The organism is Bradyrhizobium genosp. A (assembly GCF_049949275.1).
Classification (GTDB): Bacteria; Pseudomonadota; Alphaproteobacteria; order Rhizobiales; family Xanthobacteraceae; genus Bradyrhizobium.
This window is the reverse complement of record NZ_CP188196.1, coordinates 1,813,771-1,830,455: the sequence shown is the minus strand read 5'-3', so window position 1 is coordinate 1,830,455 and position 16,685 is coordinate 1,813,771. Positions and strand designations below refer to the sequence as shown.

11 protein-coding genes are annotated in these 16,685 nt (G+C 60.5%); 6 read left to right on the top strand and 5 right to left on the bottom strand.

Annotated elements, in window-relative coordinates; all coding sequences use genetic code 11:
• Nucleotides 1-20: 20 nt before the first annotated feature.
• Nucleotides 21-1,640 (bottom strand): ATP-binding protein, encoded by a 1,620-nt coding sequence (locus ACP2YP_RS08525; RefSeq protein ID WP_426423629.1) that lies wholly within the window; start codon nt 1,638-1,640, stop codon nt 21-23.
• A 160-nt stretch (nt 1,641-1,800) separates the two neighbouring features.
• Between ACP2YP_RS08525 and ACP2YP_RS08520 the strand changes: the two genes are divergently transcribed.
• Nucleotides 1,801-2,406: a response regulator gene (locus ACP2YP_RS08520; protein ID WP_426423628.1), complete on the top strand. Its 606-nt coding sequence runs from the start codon at nt 1,801-1,803 to the stop codon at nt 2,404-2,406.
• 115 nt (nt 2,407-2,521) lie between these two features.
• On the opposite strand, the gene ACP2YP_RS08515 is transcribed toward ACP2YP_RS08520, so the two are convergent.
• The 3 genes from ACP2YP_RS08515 to ACP2YP_RS08505 all read right to left on the bottom strand — a co-directional run bounded on the left by ACP2YP_RS08515 (nt 2,522) and on the right by ACP2YP_RS08505 (nt 8,023).
• On the bottom strand, nt 2,522-2,851 hold the full coding sequence (locus ACP2YP_RS08515) for a hypothetical protein (protein ID WP_426423627.1): 330 nt from the start codon (nt 2,849-2,851) through the stop codon (nt 2,522-2,524).
• A gap of 688 nt (nt 2,852-3,539) precedes the next feature.
• A complete protein-coding gene (locus tag ACP2YP_RS08510; RefSeq protein WP_426423625.1) occupies nt 3,540-6,764 on the bottom strand; it encodes an efflux RND transporter permease subunit in 3,225 nt (1,074 codons plus the stop codon).
• A gap of 44 nt (nt 6,765-6,808) precedes the next feature.
• The gene (locus ACP2YP_RS08505; protein WP_426423624.1) at nt 6,809-8,023 is read right to left on the bottom strand and encodes an efflux RND transporter periplasmic adaptor subunit; all 1,215 of its coding nucleotides are present in this window, start codon (nt 8,021-8,023) and stop codon (nt 6,809-6,811) included.
• A gap of 214 nt (nt 8,024-8,237) precedes the next feature.
• Here ACP2YP_RS08505 and ACP2YP_RS08500 point away from each other — a divergent pair, with 214 nt between their 5' ends.
• Nucleotides 8,238-9,830 (top strand): efflux transporter outer membrane subunit, encoded by a 1,593-nt coding sequence (locus ACP2YP_RS08500; protein ID WP_426423622.1) that lies wholly within the window; start codon nt 8,238-8,240, stop codon nt 9,828-9,830.
• A 257-nt stretch (nt 9,831-10,087) separates the two neighbouring features.
• A complete protein-coding gene (locus ACP2YP_RS08495) occupies nt 10,088-10,210 on the top strand; it encodes a hypothetical protein (RefSeq protein ID WP_426423621.1) in 123 nt (40 codons plus the stop codon).
• A gap of 58 nt (nt 10,211-10,268) precedes the next feature.
• Here the strand turns inward: ACP2YP_RS08495 and ACP2YP_RS08490 are convergent, their stop codons facing one another.
• A complete protein-coding gene (locus ACP2YP_RS08490) occupies nt 10,269-11,138 on the bottom strand; it encodes an undecaprenyl-diphosphate phosphatase (RefSeq protein ID WP_426423620.1) in 870 nt (289 codons plus the stop codon).
• Between the two features lie 385 nt (nt 11,139-11,523).
• Between ACP2YP_RS08490 and ACP2YP_RS08485 the strand changes: the two genes are divergently transcribed.
• The 3 genes from ACP2YP_RS08485 (at nt 11,524) to ACP2YP_RS08475 (ending at nt 16,485) form a co-directional block, all read left to right on the top strand.
• Nucleotides 11,524-12,120 carry a YqaA family protein gene (locus tag ACP2YP_RS08485; RefSeq protein ID WP_426423618.1) on the top strand — a complete coding sequence of 199 codons (597 nt, stop codon included), beginning with the start codon at nt 11,524-11,526 and terminating at the stop codon, nt 12,118-12,120.
• A 92-nt stretch (nt 12,121-12,212) separates the two neighbouring features.
• Entirely contained in the window at nt 12,213-13,394 is a 1,182-nt protein-coding gene (locus tag ACP2YP_RS08480) for an efflux RND transporter periplasmic adaptor subunit (protein ID WP_426423616.1), read from the top strand.
• Nucleotides 13,387-16,485, top strand: a complete 3,099-nt coding sequence (locus ACP2YP_RS08475) for an efflux RND transporter permease subunit (protein WP_426423615.1) — start codon at nt 13,387-13,389, stop codon at nt 16,483-16,485. Before ACP2YP_RS08480 ends, ACP2YP_RS08475 begins: the two co-directional genes overlap by 8 nt.
• The last annotated feature ends 200 nt before the right edge of the window (nt 16,486-16,685 follow it).

Below are 16,685 nucleotides of genomic sequence, written 5' to 3'. Positions count from 1 at the left end.
GAGAATCGGAAACACAGAGATCAGCCTGAGCGCGCCTCAACGTGAGGCGCTTCGTTGAGCGCGCCAGCGCCACATTGTTCGGGCTGGCCAAGGTCTACGCCGGGCTTGACAGGCAGCCGGACAGTGAAACGGGATCCCTTCCCTTCCTTGCTGTCGACTTGCACCCCTCCGCCGTGAAGCTCGGCCACCATCTTGACCAGGTAAAGGCCCACGCCGGTTCCGACGATTCCCGATACGTTGCTGCCGCGATAGTATCGTTCGAAGAGTCGGTCGATATCAGCGGAGGGGACGCCGATTCCTTGGTCTGTCACGGAAATCACGATCTCAGCCGATGCGACGATGGCATCAATCTCGACCGGCTTATCTCCTGGAGAATACTTGATTGCGTTCGACAGCAAATTGCTGAACAGCTGAAATAGAAGCCTTGGGTCGCCCCTCATCGGCAAGGCTGCCGCCGCGAACCGCTCGACGATCGGCGCCCCCTGCGCGATCTCACGATGCAACTGACATACTTCGCGCAGTAAAAGTGCGACATCGAGGTCCATTAACTCGAGGGGTAACAAGGCCCCACCTTCGACCAGACGCGAGGAGTTCAGCAAATTGTCGATCAAGTGTGTCAGCCGCAGTACCGATCCGCGGATCCGGCCGGCCCGCTCCCCGATATCGTCGGGCTGCAGCCGGTTCTTCAATTTGATCAGCCGGCGCGCGTGACCATCGATATTGGTCAAAGGCGTACGGAATTCGTGCGAAGCCATGGTCACGAAATTGCGCTGCAGCAACGCCAAGCGCTGCTCCTGCTCCAGCTGCTCCTTCAGCATTGAGGCCTGCTCGGCGAGCGCGCGCTGACTGTTCATCAATTCTATTGCGTTGCTGCGGAACACCAAGGCGGCGCGTGCCATCTCGCCAATCTCGTCGCGTCGCTCGATGCCCGGAAAGCCGATACTGATATCGTTGGCGGCGAGGAGATGCATGCGGCGCGCCAGATCGAGAAGCGGCGCGGAAATCACGCGGACAACATAGATGAGTGCCCCGGCCACTATGAGGCCTGCGATGGCAATGGCCAGTCCGATCAGCCAGAACGCGCGCCGGTAGGCGGCCGCAAGACGATCGCTCGCGATCTGGGAGTTGGCCACAGCGCGATCGGTGAGCTGGTTCAGCGCGTCGTTGACCGCGTTGTAGGCAGCCCGCGAGCCGCTCCTGTGGATCGCGACCGCCTCGGCCTTGCGATTGTTTCGCGAGTAGTCGAGCATCTGATTGACGACCTTGCGATAGTCGTTCCAACGATCCTTGAACTTGGCGTAGAGATCGTCCTCGGTGGCATCGTGCCGGATCTGCTCGAAGCTGCGCTCGGCCTGCGCAATCAATCGATCGAGATCTTCCATTTCCTTTTCGGTTGCCGCGATCTCGGATGGATCTGATGATAAAAGATGACTGCCTTCGATTGCGCGGAAGTCGGATGTAAAATTGTTGAGATCGCCGAGAGCGCGGGTGGTCGGAAGCCATACATCTGCAACGTTGGCGGAGAGATCATTGAAGCTGTTGAGCTGGGAAATGCTGAACAGGCCGAGTGTGCCGGCCAGCAGGAAAAAGAAGACGAAAACCGCGGCAAGCTGGGATCGGACTGAGTGCGGCTGCCACATAGGGCCCAACCCTTCGATTTACGAAACGCCAGAAACTTAAGCGCAACCAACTTCTTTGGCCTAGTGCGGGAACCCGGATTTTGGCAAGATTGGGTCCGCCTAGTACTATTATACCATCTGACATCGATACCCAGCGACGTTGTTTTTTTCAGGTGCACTTATGTCCGAACCGCCCAAAAGGGTGCTTTGTATCGAGGACGACCGCGAAACCGCAGCCTTAATTGCGGAGGATTTGATCGATCGCGGTTATGAAGTCAGCATCGCGCACGACGGCCACGAAGGCCTTGCCGCGATTCTGAAGAATGCGCCGGATCTGGTGCTCTCGGATATCAGCATGCCGGTAATGTCCGGCTTTGAGTTGCTGGAACGGTTGACCAACCTGGCGCCTCGCTTCGCCAAGGTGCCGTTTGTCTTCCTGACCGCGCTCACCGATCGTGACAACGAGCTCAAAGGCCGCCGCCTCGGAGCCGACGACTACGTTTCCAAGCCGATCGATTTTGACCTGCTTGACACCATTATCAAGGCCCGGCTCGCCGGTGTAGCCCGCACGGAGCTATGGCCGAGCCTCGTCGAGCTGAATGATCGGGAAGTGGAATGCTTGACCTGGGCTGCGCGCGGCAAGACGTCTGCAGACGTCGCTCAAATTCTCGGCCTGAGCAAGCGCACGGTCGACTTTCACATCGATAACGCCCGTACAAAACTTGGAGCGGCAACCCGGATCGAGGCCGTCGGCAAGGCGGCCGCCGGAGGCTTGATCGAGCCGTAAAAGCGCGGCGACTTTCGTCGCTCCCATCCTCCCGCCTTGTTGAGGATGACGCGCAGATAAAACCGCGTGGTGCGCGAAAAAGGGTGCCTGCCTTGCGCCACCCTGGGCCTGCACCTCACCAGGTAGCGATCAGGCAGATCAGGGCGAACGGCAGGGCAACGAGGCTGAGATAGACCCAAGTCCGATATGCCCCGGGATCTTTTGGGGGGCTGAACAGATGGATTACGACCCAGATACAAAAGAGCGCGCCCAAGGCCAGCCTGACCAGATCGCCAGGGGTCTCATAAACGCTCCAGATTTCCTCGTTTTGCGGAAGGCTGACGCGCGCGGTCAAGGCCACCAGGATGACGATGAGCGCCGCGCGCAAAACCAGCGCCAACATCCGCAGGCGCCTGGAGGGCGGGGGATGCAGTGATGCGACCGGCTGGTCCGGGTTGGCAGACATCGCCCGACATCCTGGTCTGGATCGACACTGAAGAATCAGCCGCTATGAATGTATGTTTCCGCCTCGGGCCACGCAATAGGTCAGTAGCACCGTCGCCATCGCGCTCAATCCTTACCGCTTCCGCTGGAAGTTGGTGCCGTTGACCGCCCCCAAGCTCTTTGGGGTACCGCGGACGATTCCAGGACCAGCGCCCAGGTGGGTTATACCGGTGCCGCTGATGGTTGCATGGTTCAACGCGGCTGGAGCGACAGACCTCTCGCCAGCGCTCGCCGACCCTGTGGAAAAATTCGGATTCGCCAATCTCGCGCCCGGCTGGGGATCGGGGGGATGGCCCCCTGGCGAGCCGGCGGCTTGGGGGGCCCCTCCCTTGCTGACCGGAAAACCGACAGCATTCGGAGTCATGATCTCGCTTGGCACGCGAGGCGCCTGTTGACCCGCGGAAACGCCGCTCTTGGCTTTCGCTCCACTGGCATTTTGGCCTGGTTTGGTCGCGCGGCCCGACTGCACAGTGATGCGGGTATCGATTGGTTCAGCCTCAGTCCCAGCGCCGCCGGCCGGCGGCGCAGCTTCCTGCGCCCCGCTCGCGTGCGTCATGAGCGCACCAAGCAGGGCAAGAATTATCAAACAGCCCCGGCTTCGCGCGCGGACCTGAGGTACAGGCAAATCATTTGCAGGCCTCCGCCCCATCTTAAGCCTCAGTCGTTTCCGCCGACGGCGGTGAACCGCCTTCATCGCGTGTCAGCATCGTCTGTAGCGCGGGCACGACCACCAGCAGGATGATTGGTCCGATGAACATTCCTCCGACCACCACAGCCGCCAATGGCCGTTGCACCTGGCTACCGATGCCGCTTGAAACTGCGGCGGGCAACAGGCCAATGCAGGCCGACAGCGCCGTCATCAACATCGGGCGCATCCGCTGCTCTGCCGCATGGAACATCGCCTCAATGCTTCCCTGGCCGCTCGCTCTCACCTCATTGTAATAGGTCGTAATCAGGATGCCGTTCATCACGGATACGCCGAACAGCGAGATGAATCCGACCGCCGCCGAGATGCTGAAATCGAGCCCGGAGAAATAAAGCGCCATGACGCCGCCGCCAGCGGCGAACGGAATGCCGGCGAGCGCCATCAAACTGTCACGCAGCGAATTGAACAAGCCATAAAGCAGAACGAGAATGATGACGAGGGTCACGGGGACGATGATTGCGAGGCGCGCCTTGGCCTGCTGCAGCGAATCGAACTCGCCGGCCCATGTGATGCGATAGCCGTTCGGAAGCTTGACGTTTTCTGCGACGCGCCGCTGCGCTTCCTCGACGGTGCTTCCGAGATCGCGATCGCGCACACTGAATTTGACCGGGATGAAGCGCTCATTGCGCTCATGCCAAATATAGCTCGCGCCAGTGTCGAGGGAGATATCGGCGAGATCACTCAGCGGGATATAGGCGTTCGCGCCGCCATTGGTCTGGAATCCGACCTTGACCGCACGCACCTTGTCGATTTCGTCACGATACTTTGGCGCCAGCCGCACAGTGACATTGAACTGTCGCTCGGCTTCGAGCAACGTGGTCGCCACCGTGCCGCCCAGCGCTGCCTGGATCAGCGTATTGATATCGCCGGCGTTGAGGCCGTATCGTGCAGCCTTTTCACGGTCGACCTTGATGTTCAGGTTGGGCTGCCCGAGGACGTGGAAGATACCCAGGTCCGCAACTCCCCTCACTTTCTCCATCTCTCGCATCACCTGATCGGCGAGACGCTCCAGAGTTGCAAGGTCGCGGCCGATGATCTTGACGGAGTTGGCGCCCTTCACGCCCGAGAGCGCCTCTTCGACATTGTCCTGGATGTATTGCGAGAAATTGAGTTCGATTCCGGGAAACTCATTCGAATATTCTGCCTGGACCTGCTTGATCAGGTCCTCTTTCGTCTTTCCTGCGGGCCATTGTTCAAATGGCTTGAGCGGCGCGAAAATCTCCAGATTGTTGAAGCCGGCAGCATCGCTACCGTCGTCGGGGCGGCCGTGCTGGGTGACCGCCGTCGTGATTTCCGGATGATGGAGCAGGATCTCCCGCATCCTGTTTGCGATCGGCATCCCCGCCTCGAGCGATATCGTTGGCGGCATCGTTGCGCGAATCCAGAGATTGCCTTCCTCCAGATGCGGCAGGAATTCGGTGCCGAGGCGCGGGATCAGAACGCCGACAAACGCCAGAAAACCGACTCCGACCGCAACCATGGTCTTGCGGTGCGCCAGCGACCAACGCAAGATCGGCGTATACGCCCTGCGCAAGAGCCGTACGACGATGGTTTCTGTCTCCTCAATGTCCTCTGGCAACAGGTAAGAGGTCAAGACAGGTGTAATGGTGAAGGTCGCGATCAGCGCACCGACCAGTGCATAGCCGTAGGTCTTTGCCATCGGACTGAAGATCTGACCTTCGACGCCCTGCATGGTGAAGAGAGGCACGAACGCCGCGACCGTGATCAGGGTGGAGAAAAGCACGGCCTTGTCGACCTGCAGCGCGCTTGCGAAGATGAGACGCAAGCGATCCGTCCAGGTCGGTGCGAAATCCCCGGCGTGAGTGGAATCGGCGCCAGAGCGGTCGCGCGCGAGCTGATCGAGCAGTGTCTGACGTTCTGCAGGTGGCGCCTGAAAATTCCGGAAAATGTTCTCAACAAGGATGACCGCAGAATCCACGATGATGCCGAAGTCGACCGCGCCGATGGACAGGAGATTGGCGTCTTCACCCCGCAGCACCAAGATCACGATGCTGAAAAACAGCGCAAACGGAATGTTCACGCCGACAATCACCGCGCTGCGGAAGTTTCCGAGGAAAAGCCACTGGATGAAGAAGACCAGCAGGCATCCGAAAATGAGGTTGTGTAGGACGGTATGGGTCGTGACCGACACCAGCGTGCCGCGATCATAATACGGGACCAGCTTGACACCAGCTGGCAGCGTACCGTCGCTATTGATCTTCTCTATCTCTGCCTCGAGCCGCGGCAATACATCATTGGTATGCAGCGTGCGATTCATCACCACGATCGCGGCAACGACGTCATCCTCCTTGTCGCGGCCGGCCTTGCCTAATCGCGGCAGAATGCCGACGTAGACCTTGGCGACATGCTTGATCTGGACCGGTGTGCCGTTCGACTGCGCGAGGACGATGTTCTCGATATCGTCGACCCGATAGCCTTGTGTGAGATCGCGTTCGCCGCCGCTGTCGAGAAGCCCTACCCCCCGAATATTCACCGACTGCTGGCCAACATTGATGGTCCGCCCCCCGACGTTGACATTGGCGTTGCCGATCGCGCTGATCAATTGCGACAGCGTGACGCCATAGGCATCGAGCTTGTTGAGATCGGCCTCCACCTCAAATTCTTTGGTCGTGCCACCCCAGGTGTTGACCTGGACGACGCCGGGGACGGTCAGCAAGCGGCGCTGCAGCACCCAATCCTGAATTGTGCGAAGGTTTGTCAATCCAATGTTCGGGGGGCCGACGAGCTGATAGCGGAATATCTCGCCGACCAGGCTGCCGCCCTGAATGGTCGGCTGCACGTTGTTTGGAAGGCTGACGCGTTGTTGCAGATTGAGCGCCGCCTGGGTGAGCGCGAAGTAGTAGTCGACCCCATAGTCGAACACGACGCGAACGAACGACAGACCATAGAATGAGTTTGATCGAATGACGTTGACGCCGGGGGTTGCGGAGAGGCCGACCTCCATCGGGATCGTGTAGTAGCGCTCCATCTCCTCGGCCGACAGACCAGGTGCCTGCGCGGTGATCTCGAGGATCACGGGCGCCGGATTAGGGTAGGCCTCGATGTTCAGCTTGGTGTAGGCAACCAGCCCCGCGCCGATGAACACCAGTAGGCCAAGGAGAACGATCGGGCGACGCGTCAAGCCGAACGCAAGTATTCCTCTTAGCACCAGTCCCTCTCAGTCTCCGTGCCGCCGCACGTTCGCCAACAAAATTACGACCGCGCCCCGTTGGCCAGTGCGTTGCTCAGGAACAATGCGCCTTCGGTCGCAACAAGTTCGCTTGGCTGCACGCCTTCGATGATCTGGCGCACACCATTGCGCTGTAACCCGATCTTGACGGTGCGCCGCGTGAAGCGGCGGCGATCGGCAGTCACCCACACAGTCATCGTGCCGTCGCCTTCGCGCACGACGCCGTCCACTGGCACCGCGGACGAGGTGAGTGGCTCGCCAACAGTGATGACGAAGTTCGCAAACATTCCCGACTTCAACTCGTGTTGCGAATTTGCGATCTCGGAGCGAACCAGCACACGCCGGGTCGTCGGGTCAACCATCTCGCCGATCCTGGTGATCCTTCCGTGGAAGGTACGCCCAGGAAAGGCATTAACGCTGACGCGCACCTCCTGGCCGACGCGATACGCCGGACTATCGGTCTCGGCCACATTGGCCAGCATCCACATGGTCTCGACATCGGCCACCGTGATCGGAGCCGGCGCGCTGCCCGGCTGCACGTATAGGCCGGGGGCCGCATTGCGAGCCGTAACCCGGCCGGTGATCGGGCTCGGGACCACAAGGACAGACTCAGCCGTGCGTTGGGCAATGACGCGGTCGATCTCAGCCTCGCTCTTGCCGAACAGCCGCACTGAGTTGCGCGCAGCTCTCAACGCGCCCTCGGCTGCCTGCTGATCGGAGGTTGCCTGATCCAGGTCCTTCTGAGAGATCGCCCGGGTTGTGTAGAGCTCTTTCAGGCGCGCCAGATTCCGATTCGTGAACTCGAGCGTTCCGGCAGCAGAAATCAGGGTCGATTCGGCCTGCAGGAGATCGGGGCTATCGATCGTGAACAGGGTGTCGCCCCGCTTCACATCGTCCGCGATTGTCGCAAACGTGCCGATAATCCTGCCAGGGTAAGGCGTGAACACATCGGTCGACACTTCGCCGTTGAACTGGATCGTCCCGACTGCCTCCTTTTCCACAGGGAAAGCTTGCTGGCGCACAGGCTCAACCTTCACCCATGCCAGCTGAGTTTCCGGTAGATCGATGGTGGGCGCGTCTCGCGAAACCTCGGGGCTTGCACGTTCGGTCTTCGCGCCTGTGGTCGCGAGCCCGACATGGATGCCGCCAACCTGCCAAATCAAGATCGCGGCCGCCCCGGCGAGTCCAGTGGCAGCAACGGCTGTTCGGATTCGACTGCCCATTTCAAAGAAAGCCATAAACAATTGACCCCGCGTGCAGAATCGATCGGAGGATAGTCACCACAATGGCCTTCAGACCTCGCGCCGGTCTACTGTGATTAGTCACAGTTCCCGAGACGGTGAATATTTGCCAGTTGTGGTAAGGGGATTACAGCAAAGCCACGGCGGACCTGAAATGATCGACAGCGCAGGCCGGGCCGGGGCGCCGGGGCAATCAGCACGATTGGCGAGCATGACATCGACCGCATCTACTTCGTCGAAGGCCTTTGCGCTGGTCGTCACGGCCCTGCTCGGCGGCTGCGCCGTGGGCCCTGATTTCGCCGTCCCGGCAACTCCTGACGTCGACCGTTACAGCAAGGCGCCCCTGGTCAGCCGCACCAGTTCAAGTGATGCAGCTCTCGGCGGGGCGCAGCACTTCAACGGCGGCAAAGACGTGTCCGACAGATGGTGGGAGCTGTTTCGTTCGCCAGCGCTCAACTCGCTGGTCGAGGCATCTTTGCAAGCCAATCCCAACCTGCAGTCACAACTGGCCGCGCTGCGCTCCGCCAAGGAGCTGGTCTACGCCCAGAAGGGCAAGTTTTTCCCGACCGTCCAGGGGGGGTTCGGTGCAACGCGTCAGCAGTCACCCAATAATCCGTTGGGATCGGCGCCGACCGGGGACGATGGCAACGTCATCAACCCCTTCAACGTGTTTACGACCCAGGTCTCGGTTTCTTACGTGCCGGACGTGTGGGGCCTCACTCGGCGGGGTGTCGAGTCGCAGCAGGCGCTGGCCGATGCCCAGCGTTTCCAGATGGAGGCGGCCTACATCACCCTGACGTCGAATGTCGTTGTCGCGGCGGTCCAGGAGGCATCGCTGCGGGCACAGATTGCTGCGACGCAACAGATCATCGATGTCAATACCAAAATGGTCGAGATCCTGCGCCGGCAATTTTCCACAGGCTATTCCACTCGCAGCGACTTGGCCGTGCAGGAAGCCTCGCTTGCGCAGAACAAGGCCACGCTGCCGCCGCTACGGCAGCAGTTGGCAGTGCAGCGCGATCTTCTCGCGGCGCTCGCCGGCCGATTCCCGAGCCAGGAGCCGACCGAGACCTTCAAGCTGGTGTCGTTCCGCCTGCCATCGGACCTGCCGGTGAGCTTGCCCTCCAGGCTGGTCGACCAGAGGCCGGACGTTCGCGCGGCGGAAGAGCAACTGCATTCGTCAGGCGCGCTTGTGGGCGTCGCGATCGCCAACATGCTCCCGAATTTCACGATCAGCGGCAATCGCGGCTACACGTCGCTGGAGCTCGCCAACCTGATTTCGCCCCCCAACCTGATGTGGTCGGTGGGCGCAAATGCTGTGCACACCATCTTCGACGGATTCTCGTTGTTGCATCAACAGCGAGCGGCGCAAGCGACGTTCGAGCAGGCGGCCTGGAGCTATCGGACGACCGTGGTCGGAGCTCTGCAGAACGTCGCCGACGTCCTGCATGCTCTGCAAAACGATGCCGACGCGCTCAAGGCGGCGCGCGATTTCGAGCGTGCCGCCAAGATCAGCTTCGACCTGGCGCGCCAGCGGATGGAAACCGGCGACGCCAATGTCCTTGTCCTCCTCACCGCGCAGCAGACCTACCTGCAAGCACTGATTCAAGTCGCGCAAGCCCAAGCAAGCCGTCTCTCGGACACGGCAGCGCTCTATGTGGCGCTCGGGGGCGGATGGTGGAACCGCGAAGGCCCGCCCGCACCGGAACAGAAGTTTGATACGGCGACGGCGACGACCCAACCGCTTCCGAGCCAGGAAAAGCAGGGATTCTGGCCGGGCTTTCCATCAAGCGACAAGTTTTGATGGAGTTCGCACGGATCGGGAAGGCCGAAGCCGCCGCTCATGGCTAAGAGCGTCGAGGAGGTTTCGAGCGCAACTAACGCGAAGGTGCAAGAGACAAGCGCTGACTGAGATCCATTCATGGTCAGTGCAGTCTTTCGGTGCGGCCGCGCTGGGCACTAGCCGCACCAATCCGCTGCCGCCGCGTGCCATCGTTCTAGACGAAAAAGCTTGGAGTGACCTCAAGCAGGCGAACGACTGGGCCAATCACAGTCAAACCCATGACCGACGGGGATCATTACGATCGCTACTACAAGCGTCAATCGCAGGAGGACCCGAACCAGTGGGTCTGGCTCGATGATACGGGTGCCGGCACAGCGACATTGTCCGCGGGCAAGCGCTAGAAGGCTAATCGTTCAAGGGCCGGGCGTGCTTGGCGGTTCGCCCAGCCTATGCTCCGGCTCAGAGAACCCCTGCCGTGGCTCCCGCGAGGATGACAACGCCGATGACGAAGCGATAGACTACGAACGGCCAAGTGGAAAACCGATCGAGAATGCGCATCAGGCCCCAGATCGCGACAAACGCTGAAACGGACGCAACCGCGAGACCGACAATCAAAACCGACCATGCATGATGGTCGAGATGAATTTTGTGAAGCTCCCACAGCTCCTTGATGCCGGCCAAGGCGATTGCAGGCAACCCGAGAAGAAATGACAACCGCGCCGCCTCATCTCGTTTGAAGCCGAGCGCGAGGGCTGCCGTAAGAGTCGAGCCCGAGCGCGATACACCAGGTATCAAGGCCCCCATCTGCGCAAGCCCCACGAGCATCGCATCGACAAGACCGGCTTCACCGATGGCCCGCTGATGACGGGCACAGATCTCCGCCAGACCAAGCAGGAACGCCATCGCGACGCACGTCCAACCGATGACTGTGAGCCCACGTAGGGGCGAGTTACAGGTGTTTAAAACGCTCGACGTCAGCAATCCCGCGATAACGATGGGAATCGTCGCCAGAACAATCCACAGAACGAGACGAAACGATCGATCTTCGAATTGCCCGCGTGCCACCGCGGCAATCGAATTCACCGTGAGCGCCTTGACGTCGCGCCGGAAATAACTCACCACGGCCGCTAGTGCGGCAAGTTGCATGGTGGCAGAGAATGCTGATCCCGGATCTTGCCAGCCGAGAAGGGCCGGCACCAATCGCATGTGCGCAGTGGACGAAATCGGCAGCAGCTCGGTTATTCCCTGAACCACCCCGAGGACCGTAACTTTCGCATAGCCAAGCGCGATGAACCCTGTGTCAATGCCATGTGTACATGTGCTCGCCATTCGTACCCGCTCATTGCGCCGACCACATCGACTCGTGACCTGCTCAGTCCGCGATACTGGCAGGCGCGAAAGAACGACGCGGGCCCTCGATGTCGAGGCGGCCTCACCTAAGCTTGTGGAGCTACCCCCAAACGGGAGGCCTGTCACTGTGATAAATCACATCGGAGTCCGGTTGCGCTCCACGACGCCTCTGATATGGCGTTGCCCCCTTCGAGCCCACCCTCAGGACCCTTGGCCCGGGAGCTAGCCAGCTTGCAGCCGTTCTGGCGTTCTCCGGTCCTAGGAACCGTGTCGCGAAATAGGGTTCCGACAGATCCAACGCTTATGTTAGCGTCGAGTAATGCAACCAATGAGGCCGATGGGCCGCGCCGGTAACGAACTGCCAATGCCCTTGTTCTCCAGCAACCACGACCTCTGGCTGCGCCGCGCCGAAGACTTCTCGGACGGCAGATCGGGGCTTGCGCTGCTCGCGCTAATAGCGTTTGCCGACAGTTCTGTTCTTCCGGTCCTGCCGGACCTGCTCCTCGTCCCAATGCTGCTGCTGCGGCCGGAACGAAGTCGGTTGCTGACCGGAGTCTGCGTGTTTGCGTCTTCTGTCGGCGCCCTCGTGGGTTACGGCATCGGCCATTTCGCCTGGGCCACTCTGGGGCAAACCCTGGTCGAGATGTACGGGCAGGCCGACAAGTTTCAGCGCTATCAGGAGCTCGTCGAGAATTGGGGGCTATGGATCATCATCGCCAAGAGCTTCACGCCGATACCCTTCAAGTTCATCGCGATTGCCGCCGGCGCGGCCTCGATGAATCTCTTGACCTTCACAATCGCGACTTTGATCGGTCGTACCCTGCATTTCGCCATCGTCGCCATCCTGGTGGCGTTGTGGGGCCGGCAATTGCTACGACTGATTGAGAAATACGAGCGCTGGATGATCGGCCTTGGGATCGCCGTTCTCATTGGTCTCGGCATTGCCTATGTCACGCGATAACTGATAGCTGTGACGTTCCTCGCCACGATACCTGCCGATATGCTCAAGCACAAAACTGTCATACTCCATTGTATTACCTCGAGACGGATGCGATGAAGAGCACCGATCACCCCAAACGACCCCTGATCCGCCAGTACGTGTTTGCCAGCCTCGTGCTGTTGCTGATCGGTGCGGTGGCGGGTGCGATCGTCTACCGCTTCGCAAGCCGGGAGGCCTTCCACGCCCCCCTGTCCACTGTGGATGAGAACGCGCCACGCCTCGTCAAGCAAGGCAACCGCATCATCATTCCGGAAAACTCACCGTTGCGTAGTCAATTGACGGTCGCGTCCGTTGGACAAAGGGAAGTTGAACGCAATCTCATTCTTCCCGCAGTCGTCGAAACGGACCCCTCACGACTGATCAAGATCCTTCCTCCCCTCTCCGGCCGCATCACGCAGTTGAAAGTGCAACTTGGCCAGCGGGTCGAAAAAACCCAGCCGCTTGCCGTGCTTGATTCACCCGATTTGCAGGCTGCTTACGCTGATTACGGCCGCGACAAGGTCCAGGTGGCTCAAGCTCAGAGCAATCGCGACCGCCTCCGCGCCCTTGGACCGAGCGGAGGCGTCTCGCAAAAGGAAGTCCAGCAGACCGAGACCGATTTTCTGACCGCCCAAACAGAATATCAACGCGCCGAAGCGCGGCTCCGACAAATTGGCGTTGATCCGGAGGTGACCGACAGGTCGCGCACGCTGACGATCCTGGCACCGATCGCAGGCAGCGTCATCGATCTCACTGTGGCCCCCGGTGCCTACTGGAACGACGCGACGGCGCCGCTGATGACCCTTGCCGACCTCAGCCTGGTCTGGGTCACGGCCAACGTCCCCGAGAAGGACACGGCTCGTGTCGCGCAAGGCCAGGCCGTCGACGTCGAGTTGGCCGCCTATCCAGGCGAGATATTCAAGGGGCAAGTCCTGTTCGTCAGCGACGTCGTAGATCCCGACACGCGCCGCACCAAGGTCCGCATCGCCTTCCAGAATACCAACGCACGGTTCAAGCCGGGCATGTTTGCGAATGCGACGTTCTTTGCCCCCAAGCAGGTTCTGCCGATCGTGCCGGCAGGCGCTCTCGTGCTCAGGGATGACACGAACCAGGTGTTCGTGGAGGTCGCGCCCTGGACCTTTGAAGCGCGCCAGGTGGAGATAGGTTTTCAGCAGGGCGATCAAGCCATCGTCCGGAGTGGCGTGCAGGCCGGCGATCGCGTGATCGTCAAGGGAGGGGTCCTGCTCAATGATTGACTGGATTGTCAGCTACGCCTTCCAAAAGCGCCTGATCATCTGGATGATCTGCGTGTTCGTGGCGATCTACGGCTATTACTCCTGGACGCAGCTCCCTCTCGAAGCTTATCCGGACATTGCCGACGTGAGCTCGCAGGTGATCACTCAGGCGCCGGGTCTCGCGGCGGAAGAGGTTGAGCGGCAGATCACCATTCCCCTCGAACGCGAACTGAACGGCACGCCGGGCCTGTTTGTGATGCGCTCCAAGAGCACGTTCGGGCTCTCATTGATCACATTGGTTTTTCGCGACGGCGCCGAGGACTATTGGTCGCGCCAGCGCATATTGGAGCGGGTCCAGAGCGTGCCCCTGCCATCCGGCATCACGCCGGGCCTCGATCCCCTGACCTCTCCGATCGGCGAGATCTTCCGGTACACCCTGGAAAGCAGCAGCAAGAACCTGCGCGATCTCTCCGAGATTCAGCGGTGGACCGTTATTCCAGCCTTGAAGCAGGTGCCGGGCGTCGCCGACGTCACCAATTTTGGCGGAGTAACGACCCAATTCCAGCTTGAACTCGACCCGGCGCAACTCATGCGCTTCAACGTGTCACTCAAGAACGTCACCGATGCCATCAACGCCAACAGTGCCAATGCAGGCGGGAGCGTGTTGACGCGCGGAGAATTGGGCTACGTCGTCCGCGGTATCGGACTGATCGAAAACCTCGACGATTTGGGAAACGTCGTCGTCACGCAGCGCAGCGGAACGCCGATCTTCCTGCGCGATCTCGGCAAGGTGAGGCTGAGCAACCAGGAGCGGCACGGCATTCTCGGCAAGGACAACAGGAACGATACGCTTTCAGGGATCGTCCTGCTGCTGCGAGGCGAAAATCCCTCTCGGGTCATCGAAGGAATTCACGCCAAGGTCGCCGAGCTGAACAAGAGCTTGTCGGCATCAGACGTTCAGATCGTTCCCTATATGGATCGTTCAAATCTGGTCAACGCCACGATTGACAAGGTGTCGCATACGATCCTCGAGGGCATTGCCCTCGTCCTCATCGTGTTGATCGTGTTTCTCGGCGGCGTGATCAGCCCCGTCATCGTCGGGATGACGATCCCGTTTGCCATGCTGACCGCGTTCATCCTGATGAACCTCACCAAGATTCCTGCAAATCTCTTGTCCCTCGGAGCCATCGATTTCGGTATTATCGTCGACGCATCGATTGTCATGATCGAGGTCATCCGCCGCAAACGCGAGGCAGCCCCTACCGAGCCGCTCAGCGAAGCGGATGCGCGCCACGCCGCACTTCAAATCGCGCATCCGATTCTGTTTGCAACCTTGATCATCATCGCCGCCTATTTGCCGCTGTTTGCCTTCCAGCGCGTCGAGGCCAAGCTTTTCCTGCCGATGGCCTATGCGGTCGGGTACGCTCAATTTGGCGCCCTGCTGTTTGCCCTGACGGTTGTGCCCGGTCTCGCCTACGTCGCTTATCGCCATCCACGGCACCTCTTTCACAATGCCGTCCTCGATTGGCTCGAGATTCGGTATCACCGCGCGCTCGAGGGGTTGCTCAGGCGGACGAGCATCGCCTTCGGGCTTACCGCTTTGGCGGCCGCGGCGGTTGTATGGTCCGGCTCGACCGTTGGGCGCGAGTTCCTGCCCGAGCTCGACGAGGGATCAATTTGGCTTCAGGTGCAGATGCCGGCCGGCATTTCGCTGGACAAGGCGACCGAGATGGCTGGCGGTCTGCGCAAGACGGTTCGCGAATTCCCCGAAGTGTCCTACATCGTCACGCAACTCGGCCGCAACGACGACGGCACCGATCCCTGGACGCCGTCGCATATCGAAGCGAGCGTCGGCCTCCACCCCTACGATCGATGGCCGAATGGAGAGACCAAGCAGGATTTGATTCGACGCATGGCGGAGCGCTTCCGCATGTTGTCCGGATTTGACGTCGGCTTCAGCCAACCCATGATCGATGGCGTCAACGACAAGATTGCAGGCGCGCATAGCCAGTTGGTCATCAAGATATTCGGCGACGATTTCGGCGAGCTTCGTCGAATTGCAAGGGAAGTCGTCGATGTCCTGAACGACACGCCCGGTGCCGTGGACGTGGCAATCGATCAAGAGCCGCCGCTGCCGCAAGTTGCCGTCAAGATCGATCGCGAGGCGACGGCGCGCTACGCCATCAATGCGGCCGATATTTCGGACCTGATCCAAAAAGGGATTGGCGGCGCCGCGATCAGCCAGGTCTTCATCGGAGAGCGGCACTACGATACGACGGTGCGCTTTCCTTCGACCGCCCGCAACAGTCCCGAGGCCATTGGCGATCTCGTGCTGACGTCCAGCGGTGGCGCGCTCATTCCGTTGTCGCAGGTCGCCAAGGTCGTATTGCAGACGGGCGAGAGCACCATTACCCGCGAAATAAATCACCGCCAGCTGACGGTCAAGCTGAACTATCGCGGGCGGGACCTTTCCTCGCTGCTCGCCAGTGCTCAGCAGGCGGTCGAACAGAAAGTGCAATTCGACCGCGACAAGTATCGAATCGAGTGGGGCGGACAATTTGAGAACCAACGGCGTGCGGAGACCCGTCTTCTGCTCATTTTCGGCCTTGTTCTCGGGCTGATGCTGGTTCTGCTCTATGCGGGCTTCGGCGCTTTCCGTCAGGCGCTGCTGATACTCGGGGTGGTGCCGCTCGCGATCCTGGGCGGTCTCATTGCGATTCATGTGACCGGCACGACGCTTAATGTCGCGTCGGGGGTCGGGTTCATCGCGCTGTTCGGCGTGGCGGTCATGAATGCCGTCGTGATGGTGGCCAACCTCAATCGTGTTCGCGAACTCGGCATTCCACTATTTGAGGCTGTGGTGACCGGTGCCGGGGAGCGCCTGCGGCCGGTGCTCATGACGGCCGCGGTGGCGACGGCGGGCATGTTCCCTGCCGCAATGGCAACCGGGATCGGCAGCGACGTCCAGCGCGGGGTCGCCACCGTCGTCGCCGGCGGTCTCATCCTGGCCACCATGCTGACGCTGTTCATCATCCCGACCCTTTACTTCGTGATAGAGCGCCGCGTCGAGCGGCGCGCGGCCGGGGTCATCGATCCGGAGCGCAAGCTTTGAGGCGTGCGATCGTGGTCGGCTGATCCAGCGACCTCAAAGGCATTGGGCCGCAAATGACCACGCGTGGTGGCTTTCGCCACCCGTCCGATCGAAACGTCGAAAACAACCCCATGCACCGTAGCCGACATCAGTCGGATCAATGGGTTACGACTTTTCCGAAATTTAGTTGACACGTCGGGCAAAACACCGGCAGGATGGCA